The organism is Kitasatospora sp. NPDC005856 (assembly GCF_040629945.1).
GTDB lineage: Bacteria > Actinomycetota > Actinomycetes > Streptomycetales > Streptomycetaceae > Kitasatospora.
In genome coordinates this window covers 14,165-31,182 of record NZ_JBEXWT010000069.1, presented here as the reverse complement: position 1 = coordinate 31,182, position 17,018 = coordinate 14,165, and the positions used below count along the sequence as shown (strand labels likewise).

The 17,018-nt window shown below is 72.8% G+C and carries 13 protein-coding genes; 7 read left to right on the top strand and 6 right to left on the bottom strand.

The window, feature by feature from the left end:
* Nucleotides 1–79 precede the first annotated feature (79 nt).
* The 3 genes from ABZ449_RS31045 to ABZ449_RS31035 all read right to left on the bottom strand — a co-directional run bounded on the left by ABZ449_RS31045 (nt 80) and on the right by ABZ449_RS31035 (nt 4,628).
* Nucleotides 80–349 (bottom strand): IPT/TIG domain-containing protein, encoded by a 270-nt coding sequence (locus ABZ449_RS31045; protein ID WP_360352813.1) that lies wholly within the window; start codon nt 347–349, stop codon nt 80–82.
* Between the two features lie 390 nt (nt 350–739).
* Entirely contained in the window at nt 740–2,863 is a 2,124-nt protein-coding gene (locus ABZ449_RS31040) for an AAA family ATPase (RefSeq protein WP_360352811.1), read from the bottom strand.
* A 145-nt stretch (nt 2,864–3,008) separates the two neighbouring features.
* Nucleotides 3,009–4,628: an ADP-ribosyltransferase domain-containing protein gene (locus ABZ449_RS31035; RefSeq protein WP_360352809.1), complete on the bottom strand. Its 1,620-nt coding sequence runs from the start codon at nt 4,626–4,628 to the stop codon at nt 3,009–3,011.
* Nucleotides 4,629–4,845: 217 nt separating this feature from the next.
* Here ABZ449_RS31035 and ABZ449_RS31030 point away from each other — a divergent pair, with 217 nt between their 5' ends.
* Nucleotides 4,846–5,532, top strand: a complete 687-nt coding sequence (locus ABZ449_RS31030) for a macro domain-containing protein (RefSeq protein WP_360352807.1) — start codon at nt 4,846–4,848, stop codon at nt 5,530–5,532.
* A gap of 119 nt (nt 5,533–5,651) precedes the next feature.
* On the opposite strand, the gene ABZ449_RS31025 is transcribed toward ABZ449_RS31030, so the two are convergent.
* A complete protein-coding gene (locus tag ABZ449_RS31025) occupies nt 5,652–6,314 on the bottom strand; it encodes a TetR/AcrR family transcriptional regulator (protein ID WP_360352805.1) in 663 nt (220 codons plus the stop codon).
* A gap of 100 nt (nt 6,315–6,414) precedes the next feature.
* On the opposite strand from ABZ449_RS31025, the gene ABZ449_RS31020 reads away from it, so the two are divergent.
* From ABZ449_RS31020 to ABZ449_RS30995, 6 genes are all read left to right on the top strand, one after another.
* Nucleotides 6,415–7,428, top strand: a complete 1,014-nt coding sequence (locus tag ABZ449_RS31020) for a zinc-binding dehydrogenase (protein ID WP_360352803.1) — start codon at nt 6,415–6,417, stop codon at nt 7,426–7,428.
* Between the two features lie 419 nt (nt 7,429–7,847).
* Nucleotides 7,848–8,693: a hypothetical protein gene (locus ABZ449_RS31015; protein ID WP_360352801.1), complete on the top strand. Its 846-nt coding sequence runs from the start codon at nt 7,848–7,850 to the stop codon at nt 8,691–8,693.
* A 66-nt stretch (nt 8,694–8,759) separates the two neighbouring features.
* Entirely contained in the window at nt 8,760–9,164 is a 405-nt protein-coding gene (locus ABZ449_RS31010; protein WP_360352799.1) for a S26 family signal peptidase, read from the top strand.
* Between the two features lie 249 nt (nt 9,165–9,413).
* Nucleotides 9,414–12,146 (top strand): penicillin acylase family protein, encoded by a 2,733-nt coding sequence (locus tag ABZ449_RS31005; RefSeq protein WP_360352851.1) that lies wholly within the window; start codon nt 9,414–9,416, stop codon nt 12,144–12,146.
* 174 nt (nt 12,147–12,320) lie between these two features.
* A complete protein-coding gene (locus ABZ449_RS31000; protein ID WP_360352849.1) occupies nt 12,321–12,875 on the top strand; it encodes a YceI family protein in 555 nt (184 codons plus the stop codon).
* Between the two features lie 120 nt (nt 12,876–12,995).
* A complete protein-coding gene (locus ABZ449_RS30995) occupies nt 12,996–14,213 on the top strand; it encodes a pyridoxal-phosphate dependent enzyme (protein WP_360352797.1) in 1,218 nt (405 codons plus the stop codon).
* A 78-nt stretch (nt 14,214–14,291) separates the two neighbouring features.
* On the opposite strand, the gene ABZ449_RS30990 is transcribed toward ABZ449_RS30995, so the two are convergent.
* Together ABZ449_RS30990 and ABZ449_RS30985 are read right to left on the bottom strand one after the other, a co-directional pair.
* Nucleotides 14,292–15,347, bottom strand: a complete 1,056-nt coding sequence (locus tag ABZ449_RS30990; RefSeq protein ID WP_360352795.1) for an NADP-dependent oxidoreductase — start codon at nt 15,345–15,347, stop codon at nt 14,292–14,294.
* On the bottom strand, nt 15,344–17,008 hold the full coding sequence (locus tag ABZ449_RS30985) for an NAD(P)/FAD-dependent oxidoreductase (RefSeq protein WP_360352847.1): 1,665 nt from the start codon (nt 17,006–17,008) through the stop codon (nt 15,344–15,346). The genes ABZ449_RS30990 and ABZ449_RS30985 overlap by 4 nt, the downstream gene beginning before the upstream one ends.
* Nucleotides 17,009–17,018 lie beyond the last annotated feature (10 nt).

Below are 17,018 nucleotides of genomic sequence, written 5' to 3'. Positions count from 1 at the left end.
GGAGCGCGCGGGTGTGGGCGGGTGCGGGGGCGGGGCGGACCACGCGCCGTGAGCCGCGCCCGCACGGCAAGCGGTCGCGCTACGGCGTGTAGGTGAACGTCACCGGGCCGCTGGTGCCGCCCGCTGCGGTCACCGTGACGTCCACCAGGCCGGGCCGGTCGGCCGCCGGGGCGGTGGCAGTGCACAACTGCGGGCCGCAGGAGTGGCGGGCGGCGGGCCGGCCGCCGATCAGCACCATCGCTCCGGCCAGACTCTCGCCGGTGACGGTCACGGGGGTGCCACCCGTGCCAGGGCCGGTGGTGGCCCCGACCTGGTCGATCCGCGGCTTCGGCGCGAACAGCGGCGGCAACAGACCGATGCCGAGCAGGTAGGTGGAGACGTGCCCGGTGGGGAGGGTGTCGCTCGGTGGGGTAGTTCCCGGCCTGGGTGAGGACCACCCGCCGGCTCATCGGGGTCGGGCCCCCGGCGGGCGCGGCGGTCGCGACCGCCGTCGCGGTGGCGGCGGTCAGGGACAGGGTTGCGGCGAGACCGGCTCCTGCCAGTCTGATGATCGTAGGCATACGGAAATCCTTGCGGGCACCCGACAGTTCGGCGGGCGCTTCACCGAATCGCCCGAACCCGCACCGCATATGGCGCGATCCCGCGCTGCCTCGCCCGCCCTCCTCCCCCGCCGCCGCTGCCGCTGCCGCCCATGCTCCCCCGTCTCACCGTCACTGCCGCGCCATCACCCGCCGCGCCGTCACCCGCCCAGCGGCGCGGGCAGCGGGCGGGAGTGCAGGACGTCCAGCCGGGAGACCGCCCTGGTCACCACCACGTACAGCCGGTGCAGGCCGCGCGGCTCGGCCTCCACGATGGCGGCCGGCTCCAGCACCACCACGTGGTCGTACTCCAGCCCCTTCACCAGCGAGGCCGGCAGCACCGTCACCCGGGCCGTGGTGCCGACCTGCTCGGCCTCCCCGGTCGGGATTCCCGCGGCGAGCAGCGCCCGGGCGGCATCCGCCACCGCGCCGTCCGCCGCGATCACCGCGATCGAGCCCTCGCGCTCCAGCGCGGCCCGCACCACCGCGACCGCCGCTGCGCCCAGGCCGTCCCCGGCCACCCGCCGCACCGTCAGCTCGCCGTCCTGCCGCAGCGAGACGGCCGGCGGCACGTCCACGTCCAGCGCGCCCAGCAGGGTGTTGGCGAGGGTCATCACAGCGGCCGGGACCCGGAAGCCGGCGGTCAGCGGCACCACCACGGCCTGCGGCTTGCCCAGATGGGCGAGCTGCTCGGGCCAGCTGCGGGCGGCCCACGGGGCGGTCGCCTGGGCGAGGTCGCCGAGGACGGTCAGGGAGCCGAAGGCGCTGCGGCGGGCGATCGCCCGGCACTGCATCGGGGAGAGGTCCTGGGCCTCGTCCACCACGACGTGGCCGAAGCCGGCCGGGCGCTCGATCAGGCCGGCCACCTCGTCCAGGAGCATCAGGTCGTGCTCGGACCACTTGGCACTCTTCTCCGAACGCGGCGGCCGTCGCCACAGGACCGCCGCCTGCTCCTCGGGGCCGAGCACCCCGTCGGCGGCCTCGGCCAGCAGGGCGGGGTCGCTCAGCAGGGCGGCGACCACGGCCTCCGGGCGCAGCTTCGGCCAGGCGGCCTCCAGGAAGGCCGCGACCGGCCCGCAGCGGCCGATCTTCCGCGCCCAGGCGCCGGAGCGCACGCCCGTCCGCCGCTCGGCCTGGTCCTGGAGCATCGCCACCACCCGGGTGCGCAGGCTCTCCCGGCCGATCGCGTACGGCGGTGCCTGCTCGCGCAGTTCGGCGACCGCCCGGTCGAGCCGCTCCGGCGACACCCGCCACCGGTAGGAGCCGTCCGGCACGACCAGCGGCTCCGCGCCCGCCGCCCGGATGCGGCCGTACAGCGCCCGGCGCAGCACCGTCGCCATCCGCGCGTCCTGCTTGACGGCGGCGGCCCGCTCGTCGTCCACCGAGGCGACCGGCCGGGTGGCGGCCAGGTCCTCGACGGTGCGCTGGGTGACGTCCATCTCGCCGAGCGCGGGGAGCACCTCGGCGATGTAGCGCAGGAAGGTGCGGTTGGGGCCGATGACCAGCAGCCCGCTGCGCTGGATCCGCTGCGGGAAGCTGTAGAGCAGGTACGCGGCGCGGTGCAGCCCGACGGCCGTCTTGCCGCTGCCGGGCGCGCCCTGTACGCAGACCGATTCGCTCAGCTCGCCCCGCACCAGCGCGTCCTGTTCGGGCTGGATGGTGGCGACGATGTCCCGCATCGGGCCGGTGCGGGGCCGCTCGATCTCGGCGGCCAGGATGCCGCCCGCACCGCCGTCCCCGCCACCCGTGCCACCCGTGCCACCCGTGCCACCCGTGCCACCCGCAGAGCCGTACCCGCCCGCTCCACCGAGGGGCTCGTCCTCCAGCCCGGTCAGCTCCTCCGGCGCGCCCAGGCTCCACGGCGCCCAGCCGAACCGGCGGCGCCGCGCGAGCCCGAGCGGGGCGTGGGCGCTCGCCTGGTAGAACGCTCGGCAGACCGGGGCCCGCCAGTCGACCACCAGCGGCGGCACCGTCGGATCCTCGGAGATCCGCCGGCGGCCCACGTAGTAGCGCTGCCGCCGGTGGTCCCCGGCCTCCGCCGTGTCGGCGAAGTCGAGGCGGCCGAAGAAGGACGGGCTGGGCGGCAACTCCTTCATCCGTTTGGCGCGGGTGCGCAGGTACCGGCCGAGCGCCTCCGCGCTGGCACCGTCACCGGAGACGTCCTCCGCGGCGACGACCTGGTGGCTCGCGTCCTCCACCTGCCGGGCCGTCGCGGCCCGGCAGACCTCGACGTAGGCCCGCTCCCGCTCCAGTTCGCCGTCGAGGTTCCGGGTTTCCGAGGTCATCGTTCGCATCCCTTCCCGCACCACGGGCTCACCTGCTCTCGGAGTCCAGCATAACTTAACCCGGTAAAAATGCTGACTTGGTTAATGCTCCGAGAGTGGGTTCGACCCGGACACCTCAGGACTCCTCAGGCCACTTCAGGACTCCTCAGGACACCAGGGGCGCCTCCTCCAGCTCGGTCAGCGTCACGGTGCACAGGCCCCCGCGCTCGGACCGCACCTCCGTGACCTCCAGCTGGGTGCCGGGCAGCAGGATGAACTCCTCCTCGCCGGTGAACGCCGAGAAGTTCTGGATGCCGGCGGCCCGCACCGGGCGCACCTCGAAGAGCGTCCGCTTGCCCCGGCTGCCGAGGAAGGACCGCGCCACCCCGAGCTTGGAGGTGCAGGAGGACACGCCCCACCACGTGACCGTCCTCCCGAGCGGGTACTGCCGCCGCAGGTCCAGCGACACCCCGCGCCATAGCGGCGCGGTGCGCGCGGGCAGCCGCGACACCGCCGCGAACAGCAGCCGCAGGTAAGGCAGGTACGGCACCAGCCGGTCGCGGTCCGGCGAGCGCAGTACGGCGTTGATCTCCCGGTAGAACGCGGACTCGCAGGTGTACAGGTACAGCGCGGCGATCTCGTCGGCGGACGGGCCGGTGGCCGCCTCGTCCGCCCGCCGCTTGCCGAAGTCGTGCGACAGCGACACGTGCCCGTCCAGGCCGCGCAGCAGTTCGGCGACCGGCGCCACCGCCTCCCGGAAGCCCATCAGCGGGGTGTCGAACACTCCGGTGATGGCGGGCAGGACGAGGCCCTCGTCCTTCACCCCGGCGAGGCGGTCCAGGTAGAGCTGGTGCAGCTCCATGGTGGAGGCGATGAAGGCGCCCATCCGCTCGGCGACCCCGTCCTGCGCCCCGCCGCCCTGCGCCGGGCCCGCGTCCCACCCGACGCTGGGCAGCCAGTCGACCTCGTCGGCGCCGAGCGAGGCGAGGGCGGCATTCACCGTGGCGAAGTGGTCGCCGTCGCAGAAGATGTCGCCCTGGGCCGCCGGGTTGGCGTGGTCGATGTGGCGGACCTCGACCTCGGGGTACTTCTCCTGCAGCCGCAGCACGACGTTCTTCAGGCTGCGCGCGTGCGCGCCCCACCAGGCGAAGACGACGTAGCGGTCCTCCTCGGCGGCCTGCTGCTTGGCGCGGAGGATCTCCTCCACGATCCGCTCGGCGACCGGCCGCCAGAACCCGGTGTGCTGGTCCGGCCCCATCGCACCGTCGCTGCTCGCGGTGAGCGCCGCGTTCAGCAGCAGGACGCCCTGGGTGAGCATCGCCTGGAACCACTCCGGCGGCTGGACCGTCTCCTGCTCCTTCAGCAGCGCCCGTATGTCGGCGATCGGCGTCTTCTTGGGGATGCCGTACTTCCACATCGCCGCGGCCTTGATCAGGCAGCGGATGCTGATCACCCGGCCGAACTGGCTGTCCTTCCAGTCGTGGAAGGTGTTGTCGAACATCGCGATGCCGGTGGCGCTCTCCGGCCTCGGGTACGGGTTCTGGCCGAAGACGACGACCTTCCACCTGTGCGGCGCGTGCGGCTTGAGCGCCTGGAAGGTCAGCTCGCGGACCGGGACGACCTCCGGGCCGCGGCCGGGCCCGATGAAGGAGGCCGCACCGGGCTGCGCCTCGATGACCGGCTTCAGCAGCGGCAGCCACGGCTCGCCGCCGCCCGCGAAGAGCTCCGCGAGGGCGAGCGGGTCGTTCGGATCGGGCTGGGTGGCGGGGGTGTCGACAGCGCTCATGGTGGTGCGACTCCGGCTGGTCGGGACCGTACGAAGGACAGACGAACGGCAGGTGATGGCCCGTCAGCTTTCCTGGCGGACACCACAGTCCTACCAGCCGGGTCCGACAGTCCCGGCCGCTCCGACCCACCGTCAGCCGGGGCGGACGGATTGTCGGACCCGGGCGCTAGCTTCGTCGGCGTCATCGAGGAACCGGACCGACCGACAGGAGCCCAGCATGACCACGGACCGCACCCCGTCGCCGCTCAAGGTGGTGCTGACCGACCTCAACGCGACGGTCGTGGAGTCCTGGCGCGCGGCCTTCGCCGACGTCCCCGGGGTCGAGATCCGGCACGCCTCCCTCCTCACCGCGAAGGCCGACGCCTGGGTCACCCCCACCAACTCCCGCGGCCGGATGGACGGCGGCACGGACGCGGCGATCAAGCGCCACCTGGGCGCGGGCATCCAGCTGCGGATCCAGAAGGCGATCCGCGAGCAGCACGCCGGCAGCCTCCCGGTCGGCAGCGCGGTCTGCGTGCCCTCCGGCGCCGTCAACCCCGCGTTCCTGATATCGGCCCCGACCATGCGGACCTCCTCGCAGAACGTCAGCGAGACCTTGAACGTGGCCCTGGCCTGCGCCGCCGCGTTCCAGGCCGTCCACCGCCAGAACCGGCTGCAGCCCGGCTCCATCCGGTCCGTCGCCCTGGTCGGCATGGGCGCCGCGACGGGCAAGGTCCCGCCCCGGGTCTGCGCCAACCTGATGTGGTCCGGCTACACCCTCTTCAACGACCACCACTTCGAGGACGACGACGACCTGCGCACCACCGTCCTCGCCCAGCTGGACGACCTGGAGAAGGCGCCCCCCACCCAGCGGGTCCGCATCACACCGCCCGCCCGCGGCGGCTCGGCCGCCCGACGGGCCTGATCCCAGCCCTGGGCCCACCCCTGGGCGACCGACCGCCCGTCGCCGCACGGCCACCGCGCGGCGACGGCGCCGTCCGCACCCCTCTCCCGGCCGGCCCGGCCGGATGCCAGGCCGGGCCCTCAGTCCGCCGTGAGCACGAGCCGGATCCACCGCTCGGACTCGGCGACCGCCACGCCCACGTCGAAGGCCGCCGGAGCGGCCGCGGCCTGCACCACCAGCCCCTTGAGCAGCCCCACGAAGGCCAGCGCGAAGGCCCCCGGGTCCACACCGGGGCGCAGCTCGCCCTCCCGCTGTCCCTGCCCGACCACCTGGGCCGCCCACTCCCTGGTCCGGGCGTCCAGCTCCGCCACCGCGGCGGTCAGCTCCGAGGCCCCGGCGAGCGCCTCCGCTCCGAGCACCACGAAGGCCCGCCCCAGGTCGGTCGGGTTGCGCACGCCCTCCAGGCAGCCGCGCGCGAACCGGCACAGCTCGTCCACGGCCCCCGCTCCGCTGCGCTCCGGCGCGGCCGCCGCCATCGCCTCGGCCAGCGCCGCCTCCTGGAGCCGGGCCAGCAGCGCGGCCTTGGAGCCGAAGTAGTGGCTGGCCAGGCCCCTGCTGAAACCCGCCTCCTCCCCCACCCTGGCGAGCGTGACCCCGGTGCTGCCGTGCTCGGCGATCAGCCGGGCGGCGGCGGCGATCAGCGCGGACTCGGCGCGGGCCCGCCGTTCGGCCTGGGTGCGGCGCGCCGGCGCCTCCCGGAGCGTCCCGGGTCCCCCGGTTCGGCCCTCATCGTGCGTAGACATAACACCATGCTACGGTGAACTTGCTTGTTGACTAACAAGTAACTTCCGGAGCGGCGGGCACTCCCCCTGACCCGCCGCCCCCGCGAGAAGGGAAGTCCCGATGACCGCCACGATGCTCGCCGGCCGGCTCGACGTCGCGAAGGGCGCCTTCGCCGTGGAGGAGGTCGCCGTCCCGGTGCCCGGTCCGGGCGAGGTGCTGATCAAGGTGGAGGCCGCCGGCGTCTGCCTCTCCGACGTCCACCTGATCGAGGGCATGCTCAAGCCGCTCTTCCTCAAGGGCGACAAGGTCACCCTCGGCCACGAGGTCGCGGGCACCGTGCACACCCTCGGCGAGGGCGTGACCACCGCGGCCGTCGGCGACCGGGTGCTGCTGCAGGCCGGCGAGACCCGCGACGGCGTCGTGCACACCCGCGGCGTGGACTACGACGGCGGCTGGGCCGAGTACGCGCTCGCCACCGCCACCACCCTGGTACCCATCCCGGACGCGCTCCCCTTCGAGCAGGCCTGCTTCATCCCCGACGCGGTCTCCACCCCGTGGGCCGCCATCACCACCACCGGCGCCGTACGTCCGGCCGAGGCGGTCGGCGTCTGGGGCGTCGGCGGCCTCGGCGCCCACGGCGTCCAACTGCTGCGGACCATCGGCGCCTTCCCGATCGTCGCCGTCGACCCGCTGCCGGCCGCCCGCGAGCGCGCGCTGGCCTTCGGCGCCGACGCCGCCCTCGACCCGGCCGACCCCGCGTTCGCCGAGCGGCTGCGCGAGGCCACCGGCGGTCGCCCGCTGTCCGCCGCCTTCGACTTCGCGGGAGTCGCCCCGGTGCGCGAGCAGGCCATGGCCACCCTCGGCGAGCAGGGCCGACTGGTGCTGGTCGGCCTCACCGACAAGCCGCTGACCGTCACCAACGGCACCCTGCTCAGCTACCTGCGCCAGCAGATCCGCGGCCACTACGGCTCCGAGGGCCAGGACGTCGTCGACCTGGTCAACCTGGTCCGCGGCGGCCGGCTCGACTTCTCCCGCTCGGTGAGCGGCACCTTCCCGCTGGCCGAGGCGGCCCGCGCGGTCGAGGCACTGGAGCACAAGGAGGGCAACCCGATCCGCCTGGTCCTCAAGCCCTGATCCGACGGCCCCACCAGCCGACCGCCCCACCGACCCGACCGCCCCACCGACCCGACCGCCCCACCGACCCGACGGCCCCACCGACCCGACGGCCCCACCGACCCGACGGCCCCATCGACCCGGCGCCGCACCTCCGGACTGAGCCCGGCAGGTGCGGCGCCGTCCCGCACCAGGCGACCCGCGGACCGTGACGGAGCGCCATGGTCCGCGAGCGATCGCGACAGCCCGCCGGAACGGCCGTGACGGATCACTCACCGTGCGCATGCGCACCCCGGCGCCGACGATTAAGCTGGCGTCGAGGCAGGGGGGCATGGAGGTTTCCCTACAGATTCATGACATCCCGGCGATCCTCACGCAAGTGACACTCCATCAGTCGCAGCTGCCGCGCGATTCGGCCTGCGACCGAAGGGAGAAGCCTCATGCTTATTTTTGCCATGTCCTGCGTGGCATTCATTCTGATAGCTCTGATGGTCCGCTTCTCGCGACCGGCCTACGCCGATCTGAAATGCGGCGACGCACCCATGTACTTCGACGGCGGACTCGTTGTCACATGGGCGGGCCCCGCGCCCAGAGAAGCGCGGGTGAGAGTGGCGAACGGCGACATCTTCGAGCGGGTGGAACAGGCCACCGGGCCGGCGTTCCCGCCCGACTACCCGGAGAAGTACCTGAAGAACCTTCGCGCGTCCGAGGTGTTCAACGCGTCCATGGCCTGGACCGCCGACGACCTCGTGCGCTGGCAAGGGCGCCACGGAATCGAGATGGAGCCCGAAGCCCTGGGCGTGTACGAAAACTACATCGACAACGGCAACACCATATTCATGGCTCTGGTGGACCACCCGAGCGTCTCCGCTCCGGATGCGTTCGTGGCCTGCAGCCTCGTGCTCCAGCGTGCGGTGATCGTCCACAGCGGTGGGCGCCAGGACCTTTTCCTCCGTTCCTACTTCCACAGCGCACGGCAGGACTCCTCGGAGTTCGTCAATTTCGCGCCCGCGGGAAGTGTCCACTACTCGTTCAAGACCGATGAAGCCTGGTTCCCGCTGGAGCTGACTCGGTTCATCTCCGAGCCCGCCTCGTACGTGGAACTGGACATCGTCACCCCCGAGGGGTTCGACGAAAGGCTCCTCCCGTCCCCGTTCTCGGCAGGAGAAAGCGGATACGCGCTGCTGGGGGACATCAAGTACCGGGTGAGGAGAGCCTCTGCCGTCCTCACGATCGGAGAGCACCTACGAGGAATCCCGGACTTCAGGCTCGCGTTCAGCGGTTGATGCGTCGGCCGGCCCCGTGACGGGAACCCGGGGCCGGCCTTCCGGCGCCTACCAGGGGAGCGGCCGATGCATGCCACGGACATCGCCTACCTCGCCGTATCGGGGCTGGCACTCGTCACCATGGCCTCGTTGACGTACTTCATTCACATAGCAACGGAATCGATGGCGCCGACACTGCTGGTCAATGACCGACTCCTGGTCGTCCGGAGGTCGGTCCTGGCACGGAAGCTCCCCGCGCTCGGGCAGATCATCGTCTTCACGGCCGAGCCCGACGGCCGGGCCGGGCGACGAGCCGGGCGCCGGCTGGTCAAACGAGTCGCAGCCGTCGACGAGGACGGCATCTTCGTCCTCGGGGACAACCGCATCGTCTCGCGCGACTCGCGCGATTACGGGCCCATCAGCTCCCGGCAGGTGGCGGGCCGGGCTGTTCTGATCGTGTGGCCACCGCGCCGCGTACGGCTCCTCCGCTGACGCCGCCCGCGCCGTCCACCCCTGGCCGGGGCAGGTGCCGGTGGCGCCGAGGCCCGCCCCAACTCCGCTCGCCCGCAAGGGAAATGGCATGCACGCCACTAGCCAACCGGCCAGTAGCACCCCTACCGTCGACTCTTCCGTGAGACTTCGACGGAGGAGTCCGCCTTGCGTTCACGCCAACGCCCCCGCCCCCGCTCCCTCCGACTGCCGGCCGCCGCCCTCGCCTCGGCCCTGCTCGTCACCGCCGCCCTGACCACCACCCCCACCGCCGACGCCGCACCGGCCCCCGCGACGACGGCCGCCGCCAACGACTACTGCGGCGGCCGCTGCTCCGACATCCTGCCGCCCGGCGAGAACGGCAACGCCACCCTCGCCGACATCCTGCTCAACCGGGCCTTCGGCACCCGCCCCGCCCACACCGACGACCAGCTCGGCCCCTACGCGGCCCTCGCCTCCGGCTACCCCGGCCTGACCGAGGCCAAGCTGCGCGACTTCTTCAACGACGCCTCCTTCGGCGTCCCCGCCGACCAGGTCGCCAGCACCACCAGCCCGCGCCCGGACGTCACCATCGTGCGGGACAAGGCCACCGGCGTCCCGCACATCAGCGGCACCACCCGCTACGGCACCGAGTTCGGCGCGGGCTACGCCGCCGCCCAGGACCGGCTCTGGGTGATGGACCTCTTCCGGCACGTCGGCCGCGGCCAGCTGTCCGGCTTCGCGGGCGGCGCCGCCGCCAACCGTCAGCTGGAGCAGACCTTCTGGCAGGCCGCGCCGTACACCGAGGCGGAGCTGCAGCAGCAGATCGACGCCATCGCCGCCCGCGGCGGCCGGGCCACCCAGGCACTCGCCGACGCCACCGCCTACCTCGACGGCATCAACCAGTACGCCAAGGAGTCCTACAACGCCCGCACCTTCCCCGGGGAGTACGACCTCACCGGCCACATCGACCCGATCACCAACGCCGGCTCCATCGAGCCGTTCAAGCTGACCGACCTGGTCGCCCTCGCCTCCGTGGTCGGCGCGCTGTTCGGATCCGGCGGAGGAGGCGAACTGTCCTCCGCCCAGGTCAAGTCTGCCGCCGAGGCCCGGTACGGCAAGGACGCCGGGGACGCGCTCTGGAAGTCGCTGCGCGAGGCGGACGACCCGGAGGCCGTCCAGACCCTGCACGACGGGCAGAGCTTCCCGTACGCGACCGTCCCGGACCGGCCGCAGGGCGCGGCGCTGCCGGACCCGGGCTCGGTGGTGCCCGAGCGGGTCGTCTACGACGCCACCGGCTCGGCCGACTCCGTGACCACCGGGGCCGGCGGCGTCCTGCCCGGAAACCTGCTGACCGCCAAGCACGGCATGTCCAACGCCCTGCTGGTCTCCGGCACGCACACCGACGACGGCCACCCGGTCGCCGTGTTCGGCCCGCAAACCGGCTATTTCGCCCCGCAGCTGCTGATGCTGGAGGAGATCCAGGGCCCGGGGATCAGCGCCCGCGGCGCCGCCTTCGCCGGCCTGAGCTTCTACGTGCAGCTCGGCCGCGGCCAGGACTACGCCTGGAGCGCGACCTCCGCCGGCCAGGACATCACCGACACCTACGCCGTCCCGCTCTGCACCACCGACGGCTCCCCGGTCACCACCGCCGCCGATTCCTACCTCTGGCACGGCCAGTGCCTGCCCTTCGACCGACTGGAACGCAAGAACGCCTGGAACCCGACCACCGCCGACTCCACCCCGGCCGGCTCCTACACCCTGGTGATGTACCGCTCCAGGTACGGCCTGGTGAGCGCCCGCGGCACCGTCGGCGGCGCCCCCGTCGCCTTCACCTCGCTGCGCTCCACCTACCGGCACGAGGCCGACTCCATCATCGGTTTCCAGGAGTTGAACGACCCCGGCGCGGTGCGCGACGCGGCGGGCTTCCAGCAGGCCGCGCAGGACATCAACTACACCTTCAACTGGTTCTACGCCGACTCGCGCGACATCGCGTACTACAACTCCGGCAGCAATCCGGTCCGCGCCCCCGGGGTGGATCCGGGGCTGCCCGTCCAGGCCCAACCCGCCTACGAGTGGGCCGACTTCGACCCGGCCGCCAACACCGCCCGGTACACCCCGGCGGCCGAGCACCCGCAGTCCGTCAACCAGGACTACTACGTCTCCTGGAACAACAAGCAGGCCGACGGCTACACCTCGGCCGGCTTCGGCAACGGCTCGGTGCACCGCGGCAACCTGCTGGACGACCGGGTCAAGTCCCTGCTCAGGAACGGCGGCAAGGCGAGCCGGGTCTCGCTCACCCAGGCCATGGAGAGCGCCGCCCTGGCCGACCTGCGGACCGAGGACGTGCTGCCCGACCTGATCCGCGTGCTGCGCAGCGCGCCCGTCACCGACCAGACCACCCTCACCGCCCTGCAGCAGCTGGAGGCCTGGCTCGCCAACGGCGCCCAGCGGAAGGAGACTTCACCGGGCAGCCACGGCTACGCGGACGCCACCGCGATCCGGGTGATGGACGCCTGGTGGCCGCTGGTCGCCGACGGGATCATGCGGCCCGGCCTCGGTGACCCGCTGTTCGGCGCGCTGACCGGCGCCCTCCAGATCAACGAGTCCCCCTCGGGCGGGCAGACCGGCCCCGCCGGCGGCCCGGTGAGCGCCAACGAGGCCATCCCGCACAAGGGTTCGGCCTTCCAGTACGGCTGGTGGAGCTACCTGGACAAGGACCTGCGCGCCGTCCTCGGCGACCAGGTGGCCGGCCCGCTCGCCCGCCCGTTCTGCGGCGGGGGCGACCTCGCAGCCTGCCGGACCGTCCTGCTGAACACCCTGAAGCAGGCAGCCACCCAGACCCTGGCCCAGGTCTACCCGGGTGACGCGGACTGCGCGGCCGGCGACCAGTGGTGCGCCGACACGATCATCCAGCGCCCGCTGGGCGGCGTGACGGACGTCAAGACCACCTGGCAGAACCGCCCGACCTACCAGCAGGTGGTGCAGTTCCCGAACCACCGCTGACCCGAACCACCGCTGACCCGAGCCGCCGGTGCCCCTGCCCAGGGGCACCGGCGTCCGGTCACTCCACTCCGCCCAGCCCGACGCGCGGCCCACGACGACTGCCCCTAGCGTGGTCCGGGGACCGCCCGACCACCCCGGACCGAGACCGGGCCCGCACCAGGAGGCATGCCGACCATGACCGCCGAACTCTCCGAGCTCACCGGCGACTACGTCCTCGATCCCACCCACACCCGGATCGGCTTCGTCGCCCGCCACGCCATGGTGACCAAGGTCCGCGGCGCCTTCCACGAGTTCGAGGGCACCGCCCACCTGGACGGCGGCGACCCGTCCCGCTCCTCCGGCCAGGTGGTGATCAAGACCCAGAGCATCGACACCGGTGTGGAGCAGCGCGACCAGCACCTGCGCACCAACGACTTCCTGGACGCGCCGAACTTCCCCGACATCACCTTCCGCTCCACCGCGGTCGAGGTGCGCTCCGAGACCGACTACCGGGTCACCGGCGACCTCACCATCAAGGACACCACCCGCCCGGTCACCATCGACTTCGAGTACACCGGCAACGCCGTCGACCCGTACGGCAACCTGCGGGTGGGCCTGGAGGGCTCGGTCACCATCAGCCGCAAGGAGTACGGCGTCACCTGGAACGCGGCGCTGGAGGGCGGCGGCGTCCTGGTCGGCGACAAGATCGTCCTGGAGTTCGACATCTCCGCGATCCGCCAGGGCGGCTGAACGAGCCGGAACGGCTCGGAACCGTCCGGAACGGCCCGGAACGACTCCCCCGAGCGGATTCCCGCCGCCGGTCCCGCCAACCGCCGGACCGCGCGGCGGCCGCCCGGTTAGTCTCCTGCCATGTCCCCGGACGACTCCCTCGCGACCGGCCAACGCTCCCTCGGCGACCCGGCCCTCGACTACCCGCTCTGGCCCCCGCTCACCGCCGGCTGCCCGCGCACCGGCACCGAGGACGTCTCCTACCCCGTCGACGTCGACTACGCCTACGACAAGGCCGACCCGGCGGGCCTGTTCGCCCCCGCCCCGGTGCGCGGCGGCCTGGAGCGCTGGGCCCCGCTGCTGCCCCCGCTGCTCGCGCCGGGCCTGGGCGAGGGCGCCACCGCGATGGTGGAGATCGAGCCCGGGGTGTACGTCAAGGACGAGTCCCGCAACCCCACGTGGAGCCACAAGGACCGGCTGAACCGCTGCACCACCAGCGCGGCCGTGGGCGTCGGCGCGCCGGGCCTCGCGGTCGCCTCCTCCGGCAACCACGGCGCCTCGGCCGCCGCCTACGCCGCCCGCGCCGGGCTGCGCTGCGTGGTGTTCACCGGCCCGGACCTGCCGCCGAACGTCGACGCCTTCCTCAACGCCTACGGCGCGGTGGTGCTCCCGGTGCCGTGGGAGGACCGCTGGCCGCTGCTGCGCCTGACGGTCGACCGGCTGGGCCTGCACCCGGTGAGCAATCTGACCCCCACCCACACCGGACACGCGTACGGCCCCGAGGGCTACAAGACCGTCGCGTACGAGATCTTCCAGGACGTCGGCCTGCCCAGCGCGGTGTTCGTGCCGACCGGCTACGGCGAGCTGCTGTTCGGCGTCTGGAAGGGCTTCACCGAACTGCGCCGACTGGGCCTGGCCGACCGCGTTCCGCGCATCCACTCCTGCGAGACGGCCGCCTCCGGGCCGCTCGCCCGGGCGATCGCCGAGGGCCGGCCGGCCGCCCACGTGACGGTCGGCCCGAGCGACGCGTACTCGATCTCCTCCCCGGTCAGCGGCTACCGGGGCGTGCTCGCCGTCCGGGATAGCGGCGGCCGGGCGCTGACCCTGAGCGATGGCCAACTCGCGGACGCCCAGCGCGAGATGGCCCGGGCGGGGCTCTGGGCGGAGCTGTCCTCGGCGGCGGGCCTGGCCGGGCTGCGCAGCCTCGGCGAACCGGACCTCTCCGAGGGCCCGGTGGTCTGCGTGTCGACCTCCAGCGGCTTCAAGGACCTGGGCGTCGGCACCCGTCGCACCGAGCCCGTCGCCCCCGACTGGGAGGCGGTGGCCCGCCGCCTGCGCGCGGCCGGCATCATGGCCTGACCGCCCCGGGCCGACCGCGTTCGCGGGCCCTCCGGCACATCCGCCGAAGGGCCCGCGAGCGTCGTGCGACGGTCGTGCTCAGAGTTCGACCAGCACCTTCCCCTTGCTCGCGGACCGGTCCAGGTAGAGGCCGCGGTAGGCCACCGGGATGCTGTCGAACCCCCGGTGCACGGTCTCCTGGTACGTCAGCTCGCCGCTGCGCACCAGCGCCCCGACGTCCCGCCGCAGCGCGGCCCAGTTGTCCTCGGTGAACCATTCCAGCGAGAAGATGCCGCGGATCGTGGTGCGCGGGAACATGATCATCGGCAGCAGCCGGGGCCCGGCCCAGTCGCCTCCGACCTGGCTCCCCCACTGCCAGCAGACGGCCACCCGGCTCTCCACCGCGAGCATGCCGAAGACCACGTCGGTCAGCGTCCCGCCGAGGCTGTCGAAGTAGCGGTCGATGCCGCCCGGCGCCAACTCGGCGAGCTCCTTCTCCAGCCGCTCCGGTGCGTCGCCGTCGCGGTACAGCACCACCCCGTCGAAGCCCAGCTCCCACAGCCGCGCCGTCTTCTCCGGCGAGGCCGTGGTGCCGATCACCCGTGCGCCCCGGTGCTTGGCCAGCTGCCCGACCAGCGAGCCGACCGCACCGGAGGCGCCGCCGACCAGCACCGTCGACCCGGGGCGCACGTCGAGGAACTTCTCGACGGTTCCCCAGGCCGTCATCCCGGGCCCGCCCAGGATGCCGAGCGCGGTGGAGAGCGGCAGGTCCTCGTCGTAGTCGGCCGGGTCCAGCCGGCGGAATGCCGGGAAGACCATCGGGAAGGTGCCGGTCTGCCAGAGCCGGGGCGCACCGTTGCTGACCAGGTGGCTGCGCCAGCCGCCGAAGCCCTGGACCAGGTCCCCCGCCGCGAAGCGCGCGGCCGGCCCGGCGTCCAGGACCTCCATGATCGAGTCCGCGCCCATGTGGTCGCCGATCGGGGTGTCCAGCGCGATGCCCTGGAGGTACGGGTCGACCGAGACGTACCGGGTGCGCAGCAGCATCTCGTCGGCGGCGAGCCGGACGTCCAGGTCCTCCACGACCTTCCGGTACATCCGCCCGACGTCCGGCACGCCGTCCACGTGCTCCCCGACGACCCACTTCTCGATTCTCACGAGGTGACTCCAAACTGGCGGTCGGCGGGGCCGACCGGCTCGATGAGCAGGGTGGGCAGCGGTGCGCTGTCGTCCACCTCGGCGGTGAAGGGCTTGCCGTCGTCCCGGCAGACGAACTGGACGACGTGTCGGCCGGCCGCCGCCGCCCGGATCAGCCCGCCGGTGGTCGCCCAGACGCCGGAGAGGTAGAAGTTCGCCAGGCCGGGCAGCCCCGGGCCGTTGCGCTTGATCTCCTCCTCCAGGGTCTCGCCGCTCTCCACGAAGGGCTGCCAGCCCAGCACCGTCCCGTTGTAGTTGCCGGTGTAGCGGACCTGGGTGAGCGGGGTGGAGACGTCCTTGACCGACACCGCGTCCCGCAGCCCGGGATGGTGGCCGTCCAGGAACTCCACGATGGCGTCGCGCACCCGCCGCTTCTCCCGCTGGTACTCCCGCCCCCGGCCGACCGGCAGGGTGTGCAGTTCCTCGCCGCGCCGCACCCGGGGCTCCTGCTCCGGCCCGGTGCTCAGCTCCCGCCAGGGCTCGATGTCGCAGAAGTAGCTGGCGTACACGACGGTGGTGTCGGCGGGCGACAGCTCCGGGTAGTGGCGGCTGCGGAACTGGACGTTGATACTCGGGTGCCGGATGCCGGTGAGCCGCTCGGCGACCTCGTCCTCCAGCAGGTAGGTGGTGCACGGGTCCCCGGCCGGGAAGGGTCGGCGCAGCCCGAGGAAGACGGTCACGTAACCGGGGAAGACCATGCCCGGCTCGGCGATGGTCTGGGTGTACAGCCGGCGGTAGGTGTCGCTCAGGTAGCGGCCCTTGAGCAGGTCCATCATGGTGGTCCGGCCGTCGCAGGCGGCCACCACGATGTCGGCCCGCACCTCCTGGCCGTCGCTCAGCCGCACCCCCACCGCCCGGTGGTCCTCGATGAGGATCTCGGTCACCTTGGTGTTGTACGTGATGTCGCCGCCCAGCCGCCGGTAGCGCTGCTCGATCGAGTTGGCCAGCCCCAGCGAACCGCCCTCCGGCACCCCGGCCGACTGACCGGCGTGGCAGGCGAGTTGGAAGTAGTTGGGCAGCACCGGGAAGTTGGGGTGCTTCTCGTACAGGATGAAGTTGAAGGCCTCGCGCAGCAGCGGGCTCCTGAACTTCGCCGAGTAGTCGCTCATCAGCACCGTGATCGAGCGCCGGATCACGTTGAAGTAGGGCAGGAAGGAGGCGAGCATCCGCGTCCGCTCCCACCGACCCATCAGCCCGACCGGCTTGAGGAAGGGGTAACGGGCCAGCGCCAGACGGAACTTGCGCAGCCCGGAGCAGAACTGCCGGATCTGCCGGGCGTCCTCCGGGGCCAGCTCCAGCAGGTGGGCCTCCAGCCGGTCGGGGTCGGAGTAGAAGTAGACCGCCCGGCCGTCCCGGGTGCGCACCACGTTGAAGACGTCGAAGTTGCGCATCCGCTTGCCCTGCAGCGCGCCGAGTTCGAGCCAGATCTGGTGCATCTCGTTGCCCGGGCCGCTGCCCAGCAGCCAGCTGACGCAGCAGTCGAAGGTGAACTCACCGCGGTCCCAGCCGGTGCAGCAGCCGCCGGGGATCTCGTGCATCTCCACGATCCGGGTGCGGTAGCCGTTCATCTGCGCGTAGCAGCCGGTGGACAGGCCGCCGAGCCCTCCGCCGATGATGACCATGCTCTGCCGG

What these genes read in the sequence shown, in the direction of transcription:
- ABZ449_RS31040 (WP_360352811.1), bottom strand. Translation starts at nt 2,863, where the DNA reads ATGACCTCGGAAACCCGGAACCTCGACGGCGAACTGGAGCGGGAGCGG.
- ABZ449_RS31035 (WP_360352809.1), bottom strand. Translation starts at nt 4,628, where the DNA reads ATGAGCGCTGTCGACACCCCCGCCACCCAGCCCGATCCGAACGACCCG.
- ABZ449_RS31030 (WP_360352807.1), top strand. Translation starts at nt 4,846, where the DNA reads ATGACCACGGACCGCACCCCGTCGCCGCTCAAGGTGGTGCTGACCGAC.
- ABZ449_RS31025 (WP_360352805.1), bottom strand. Translation starts at nt 6,314, where the DNA reads ATGTCTACGCACGATGAGGGCCGAACCGGGGGACCCGGGACGCTCCGG.
- ABZ449_RS31020 (WP_360352803.1), top strand. Translation starts at nt 6,415, where the DNA reads ATGACCGCCACGATGCTCGCCGGCCGGCTCGACGTCGCGAAGGGCGCC.
- ABZ449_RS31015 (WP_360352801.1), top strand. Translation starts at nt 7,848, where the DNA reads ATGCTTATTTTTGCCATGTCCTGCGTGGCATTCATTCTGATAGCTCTG.
- ABZ449_RS31010 (WP_360352799.1), top strand. Translation starts at nt 8,760, where the DNA reads ATGCATGCCACGGACATCGCCTACCTCGCCGTATCGGGGCTGGCACTC.
- ABZ449_RS31000 (WP_360352849.1), top strand. Translation starts at nt 12,321, where the DNA reads ATGACCGCCGAACTCTCCGAGCTCACCGGCGACTACGTCCTCGATCCC.
- ABZ449_RS30995 (WP_360352797.1), top strand. Translation starts at nt 12,996, where the DNA reads ATGTCCCCGGACGACTCCCTCGCGACCGGCCAACGCTCCCTCGGCGAC.
- ABZ449_RS30985 (WP_360352847.1), bottom strand. Translation starts at nt 17,008, where the DNA reads ATGGTCATCATCGGCGGAGGGCTCGGCGGCCTGTCCACCGGCTGCTAC.